This window comes from Colwellia sp. 5_MG-2023, assembly GCF_030547795.1.
Taxonomy (GTDB): domain Bacteria; phylum Pseudomonadota; class Gammaproteobacteria; order Enterobacterales; family Alteromonadaceae; genus Colwellia.
In genome coordinates, this window is record NZ_JAUOPW010000004.1 from 206,391 (window position 1) to 212,998 (window position 6,608).

Here is a 6,608-nt window from a genome sequence, read left to right on the forward strand (position 1 = left end):
GGTAAGGGAACAAGAAATATTACAATTAAAGTGGGGTTTAGGTAATCACCTGGCGTGTTTATGATATAAATATAGACGCCAGAATAATGGACTAAGTACAATTTGCTATAATGCGCAGAGGGCGAGCAAACGGTACTTGTCCCGTTTATTTTCTTGTTACATTTTTATAAACTATAAGCCTTGGTGCCAGTATCACCGCATTCAATATCAAATATTTCATGCACGATCTCTCTTTGAAATGCAACGCTAGCAGCAGTTTAACGAGTCCGTTGCTTGCTCTTGTTAAATTCTTCTACCTGACGTAAGAAGTTCCCCCCCGAATTAGCACCTGTATAATGGTCTAGCCGGTAAGTAATCTGTCCATAATCTAAGTCAAATTCTTTCATTCTAATACCAAATATTAATTGATATGAAGAACTTAAAAGAGCAATCAATATATCAGTAGAGATATTATGCTTTACGTCTCCTTGCCCCATCATATGCTTATGGTCGTTGTGCGCAATCCAAATATCTCGGTAACTTTTTATGTTTAATTCTTTCCAATGTTTCGTGGTTTCTTCTCGCAGATCTCTGAGCTTTTCATCTAGATGATGCTCATACTTTTGAACCAAATTCTTTTGACTTAAATATTCTATCTTTTCTTTTTTATATGTGAATCCATCTGAATCAAAAAGCGAAGCCACCGATAATATTATTTCTGTGTTAAGTGAACGCTGAAAAACATTAAAGACACCTGAATTCATTTTTCTCAATGACTGGCGTGCATCATCATCACAAAAGAGCTCATCATATAAATTAACATTCTTTTGAACACGGCTGAGCTCATATAAATATCGATCTAATTCATCCATGACTTTCCCTCAGAATATTGACGAAGCTATCTATTTGAACCTGAATTTAACAGTTTAGTTATGATGAAAGGTCCCCTCTCTCTACAAGAGGTTATCAATCATCCATAATTTGATAGTATATTCAGATTACTCGATTATTATTCGTAGATCAATTAGTTAAAAACATTGCTTTAACTAGTGGCTGTGTGAAAGAAGGAATTAGACCAAGCTGAGTGTAAATATAGCTTGGTCATTGAAAATAGATGGTTTTACGCGATATAAGTTATGTATAACTTATATCTGATTTTATACGACTTATATAACTTTATGTGCGATATTCGGCATTAATTCTGACGTAGTCATAGCTAAAATCACAAGTCCAAATAGTGGCTTGTTCATTACCACGGTGTAGTTGTACGGTAATGTCAATTTCAGCTTCGTTCATAATAGCCTGTCCGTCATCTTCATTATAACTGTCAGCACGACCGCCTTTTTCAGCAACTAATACATCGCCAAAATATAACTCTAAATCAGTCGTATCTAAATCTTCTAACGACGCACACTCTCTTGACGCGTAACCAATAGCAGCAAGTACACGACCTAAATTAGGATCTGAAGCAAACATCGCGGTTTTAACTAAGGGACTTTTACCAATAGAAAAGCCGATAGTTTTAGCTTCATCATTCGTTAAAGCACCTTTAACGGTTACTGTTAAAAATTTGGTTGCACCTTCACCATCACGAACAATGGCTTGCGCCAAGTATTGAGCAGTTTCAAGCAGTGCCTTAAATACTGCTTTAAAACCGTTACTGTTTCGATCTGAAATTTCTGGTGTATTACTTTTTCCGGTAGCAATAACAATAAATGAGTCATTTGTTGAGGTGTCACCATCAACAGAAATGCAGTTAAAGGATAAATCCGCTATCTCTGTGGTTATTTCATCTAACAGTGTTTGGGTAATATTAGCGTCAGTCGCTACATAGCCTAGCATGGTCGCCATATTTGGATGGATCATCCCAGCACCTTTCGATATACCGGTGATGTTTACCACTTCATTTTTAACGTTTACCTGGGTAGCATAAGCTTTAGGCGCTACATCTGTTGTCATTATGGTTGACGCTGCATCGGCCCAGTTATTTGCAGTTAAGTTAGCTACTGCGTGCGGTAAACCGGCTAATAGCTTGTCCATTGGTAAGTGTTCTAGAATAACGCCCGTTGAAAATGGCAAGATTGATTGCACGGGAATAGCCATAATTTCAGCTAATTGCTCACACGTTGCTATGGCGTCATTCATTCCTTGCTCACCTGTGCCTGCATTGGCATTACCAGTATTTATCACTAATGCTTTAATACTTGGTACAGCTTGATTTTTTACGGCATTTAAGTGTTTTTTACACAAGGTTACTGGGGCAGCACAAAAACGGTTTTGGGTAAAAACACCCGAAACCGCGCTACCATCAGCAATTTCAATAACAAGTAAATCTTTGCGGTTTGGTTTTTTGATATTTGATTCAGCCCAGCCGAGGCGAATGCCTTCAATTGGGTTTAGTGAAGCGGGAATGATTTCAGGTAAGTTAACAGGCATAAAAAGAGATTATCAATATAAAAAAGTAAATAAATATTACGCTTTAATGATTTTTTATGCAAAATAATATTGTTATTAAATATGGGTTTTTGAGACAATAAAATGACAAGAATTTAATTTACTTGAGTTGACGAAATTCGTGATAATCAAGCCAGTAACAATGCGTCACTGGCTTCAAATTGCGTTAGTTACTTTTCACATCCGATTTATTATTTAAGTGATTGTTCATCAATAAGGTTTCAGCCTTAGCGCCTAAATAAACATAAATGCCTAAGCCAATCATCAAGCCTACTGATGCGCCCATCATGGCGACAGCATTCGTTAAATACTGAGGCGCGCCAAGAACAGATTTAAACATTAACAATAATGCTTCAATTGACACCGCGATTAATATGGTGGCCATAAACCGTGTGATAGTTCTTCTTGTTGAGCTATGCCTGAAGATATCTTTCTTCATTAATACTTCTTCTTCGATGGTTGTTTTGCCTAAATCGAATATAGCGAGTGCTAAGGTGAGAAATATAATGATGCCAAAGGGCTTGAGCTGGAGATTCTCGGGTGTAGGAGCAACCATTAAACTGACTATTTCACTACCTGCAGAAAATAACAGAATACCGACGATAAAAAATAACCCTGTAACAATTAAAGAATAGATAACGGTAAAGAAAGGGTGGAATTTTTTACGTTTTCGATCACCCATTAAAAATTCAATGGCATGAGCAAGGTCTATATCTAAAACTAATATCCCCATTAATTCGCCAGACTTATTTACATGTTTAAGTGCCGCTGAAATACACAGGTTATGACTTGATGTCGATAAATAGGGTTCGGTTACAATAATACCATCTTGTTTGTTGGCCTCTATATAATAAGGACGGTAAGAGCGATCTATACCTTTGCCTAAATTATCTTCTTTATTGGGGAAGTTATTATTTGAAATGTTTGGGCTTAATTGCACACCTTCACCATCTAAAGTAAACATTAGATCGACAAAAGGGTAATTTTTACCAAGCCAAGTCATTGAGTTCGCTAAGGTCTTTTCGTCATGAAAAAAAGCTTCATCGAAAGTCCCTGCGATAATAGATGCCATAAGTTCATGAATTGAATTTTTATAATCATGATACCTTTCAATTACACTAAGATAATTCATAATTTACCTTCTTAATATTATGAGAAAAATTGGGGGAGAGTATTAAAGTGGTAAGTGTTCGTTATTAATAATAATTGCGAGGGGAGAGTTTATTGGAGAGTCCCTTTGTTTACTATTTCTTTGATAAATCCTTTAATTAAAGCGTACTATAACGTACAGAAATTGAGGGTAACATAAAAATAACTGTATCTTGAAAATCTATTTTTATGTTACCGCTGAGCTGTAAAATTAATCATTTCTTACCTATTTTATTGTGGCATTCTACCTTCATCTTTCTGGTCTATATCCCATTGGCTAATAGACAGATGCTTCATTTCATCAATAAACATAATGATAGAGTGTATGGGTTTAATAATTTTATATATCATAATTTACTCCTTGTGCTAAATTGAGTACTTATATTATTCAGAAAATATGCTATCTGCAGAATTATCTACTTCAAGTATTTTGTTTTTTAATAATTGTAAGTTACCAGCAGTAATAGTGTTTGAATTAATTGATGTAGCAACACTTAAATCATCCATTGCGCCTGAGAAATCTTTTTTCAAGTAACGTGCAATTGCTCTGTTACTGTAACTAAGTGATTGTAAGTAGCTCTTTTTTCTATCGTATGAATTCACTGAGCTAATTGATTCAATCGCCGCAGTACATGCAGATTCAGATTTTTCAACATTTTTACTTTTTAAGTATGCAACACATAAACCTGTGTTATTTTCAAAAGTATCTTCATTTGTAAGTGTTAATTGGTTGATACTTGCTTCTAAATCACCAGAAATAATTTCTTGTGATGCTGTTGTGTCTTTAATTACAGCAACTTTAAAGGTGCTAATTTCAGCCATCGCTGATGCAGAACAGCTGATAGCAATAGTTGCTGCTAAAGCTTTGTAAGAGATGTTTTTTATAGCCATGATATTTCCTAATATTTGTAGTGGACATCTTGTTGATGCCCACTAAATATAAGCAATAGAGGGGATAGTGACAAACGATAAAAATATAGGTGTTGGATGAATTAATTTCACCTATTTGAATAATGTAATGCTAATTAAATATTGCTTTAATATTATACAGCAAAGGTTTTCTTTACCCAGTCAGCGAATACCGTTAATTCAATTTTGCTTTCCATATTTTCATGCTGAATTAGGTAGTATCTGTCATTGGTATTTAGCTCTTCATCAAAGAGCTTTACTAATAGCTCTTCACTAAACCAAGTTTTACTCATTGGTAAAGGAACTAAAGCGATTCCCATACCTTGCTGGGCTGCTCTAACAACACCAAACATGCTATCAAATTGAATAATTTGTTTAGGATCAAAGTCATCTACACCCACATTATCAGCCCATTGATGCCATGACCAAGGTCTAGCTCTGTGCAAAATTAATGGCGTATTTTGTAGTGCTTTAAAGCCTGAATTCTTTAACTTTTTATAAAGCTTTTTATTACAAGCTGGAGCATATCTAATTGGAAATAGCTCTTGAACAATACTTGCATTAGGTTTTCCATTTGCAAGTACGATAGAAAGATCTGCTATTTGTGATGGCTCACTACCTGACTTTACTGTTTCGAGTTGTAGATTAATATCTGGATTTTGTTCAGACCATTCACTTAACTGAGGAATGAATAATTCACTGGCGAAAAATTCAGGCAAGCTGATCACAATTGTTTTGTTTTCTTGTGTATTAGTAAACTCTGAAATAGTTGACTCTAATTGATGAATTATCGGCTGTATTGATTGATAAAATTGTTTTCCTGCACTGGTAAGCTCAATTGATCTTGTGCCTCTTTTGAACAAGGTTAAATCGAGTTGTGATTCCAATTGTTTAATTTGATGGCTTACAGCTGAAGGTGTTAAAAACAGTTGTGCTGCAGCGTGTTTAAAGCTTAAACATTTTGCAGCAACACAAAATGAACGTAAGCCTCGTATGGGAGTTTGAATTGCCATGGTGTTCTTTATTCTATAAATGATAAACCCATATAGCAATAATCAAACCGTTTTTAATGTATTGAATTTTAAGGGGAAAATATCTATAGATATACTATACAACGTAAGGTTTGCACTATATTGGTGCGTTTGCACAGTAGACTAACAACATAATTATGAGCAGAGCTAAAAAAAAGGACATCTAACGATGTCCTATAAATTTAACCAAATGAAACAACTTGTTTATAAAATCGGGGAGATTCAAAAACTGAAATGAGTGTATTTTTATTTAGTATTTACGGCAAACGAAATAAATTCACGCAATAGTTGAGTTATTTTATCTTATAGTACAGACATATGTTTGGGTGCGGTAATTGGGTTTGAAGTTATCGTGCTATGGTTATTGTTATCTAATCTTAAGCAAGCTTAGTCAATGTAGGTTTAGCTAAAGTTAAAAACTATCGAATTACCATCGAGTAAATAATATTTATCGGTAATTTAATAAATTGTTTTTTACGATAGTAATGAGAGGCTGCAAAAAGAATAAAAAAAAGGACATCAAATGATGTCCTCTAAGTAAAGCAAATGAAACAATTTGTTTATAAAATCGGGGAGATTCAAAAACTGAAACCAGTATATTTTTTTCGGTTATTTTCAGCAAACGAAATGATTTCACTCGATAGGTGAATTATTTTAACTTATCTGCTGAGTAAGACTTTTTTTTGCACAAGATTATAAATAACGAGCGTTAATGATAAATTATTTTATGCTGGTTAATGTTAGTGAAATTTTGCGAGTGGATAAAAAAAAGGACATCAAATGATGTCCTCTAAGTAAAGCAAATGAAACAATATGTTTATAAAATCGGGGAGATTCAAAAACTGAAGCCAGTATATTTTTCTCGGTTATTTTCAGCAAACGAAATGATTTCACTCGATAGGTGAATTATTTTAACTTATCTGCTGGGTAATACTTTTTTGCACAAGATTATAAATAACGAGCGTTAATGATAAATTATTTTATGCTGGTTAATGTTAGTGAAATTTTTCGAGTGGATAAAAAAAAGGACATCAAATGATGTCCTCTAAGTAAAGCAAATGAAACAATATGTTTATAAAATCGGGG

5 protein-coding genes are annotated in these 6,608 nt (G+C 34.2%); all 5 read right to left on the reverse strand.

Annotated elements, in window-relative coordinates; genetic code table 11:
• Positions 1 to 257 precede the first annotated feature (257 nt).
• Positions 258 to 851, reverse strand: coding sequence for a hypothetical protein (locus Q4496_RS05595; protein WP_303610039.1), 594 nt, complete (start codon positions 849 to 851; stop codon positions 258 to 260).
• 304 nt (positions 852 to 1,155) lie between these two features.
• The gene (gene argJ / locus Q4496_RS05600; RefSeq protein ID WP_303610040.1) at positions 1,156 to 2,415 is read right to left on the reverse strand and encodes a bifunctional glutamate N-acetyltransferase/amino-acid acetyltransferase ArgJ; all 1,260 of its coding nucleotides are present in this window, start codon (positions 2,413 to 2,415) and stop codon (positions 1,156 to 1,158) included.
• 184 nt (positions 2,416 to 2,599) lie between these two features.
• Positions 2,600 to 3,565, reverse strand: coding sequence for a PDC sensor domain-containing protein (locus Q4496_RS05605; protein ID WP_215973564.1), 966 nt, complete (start codon positions 3,563 to 3,565; stop codon positions 2,600 to 2,602).
• Positions 3,566 to 3,966: 401 nt separating this feature from the next.
• Positions 3,967 to 4,473 (reverse strand): hypothetical protein, encoded by a 507-nt coding sequence (locus Q4496_RS05610; RefSeq protein ID WP_215973565.1) that lies wholly within the window; start codon positions 4,471 to 4,473, stop codon positions 3,967 to 3,969.
• Between the two features lie 152 nt (positions 4,474 to 4,625).
• Entirely contained in the window at positions 4,626 to 5,498 is an 873-nt protein-coding gene (locus tag Q4496_RS05615; RefSeq protein ID WP_303495266.1) for a LysR family transcriptional regulator, read from the reverse strand.
• Between the last annotated feature and the right edge of the window lie 1,110 nt (positions 5,499 to 6,608).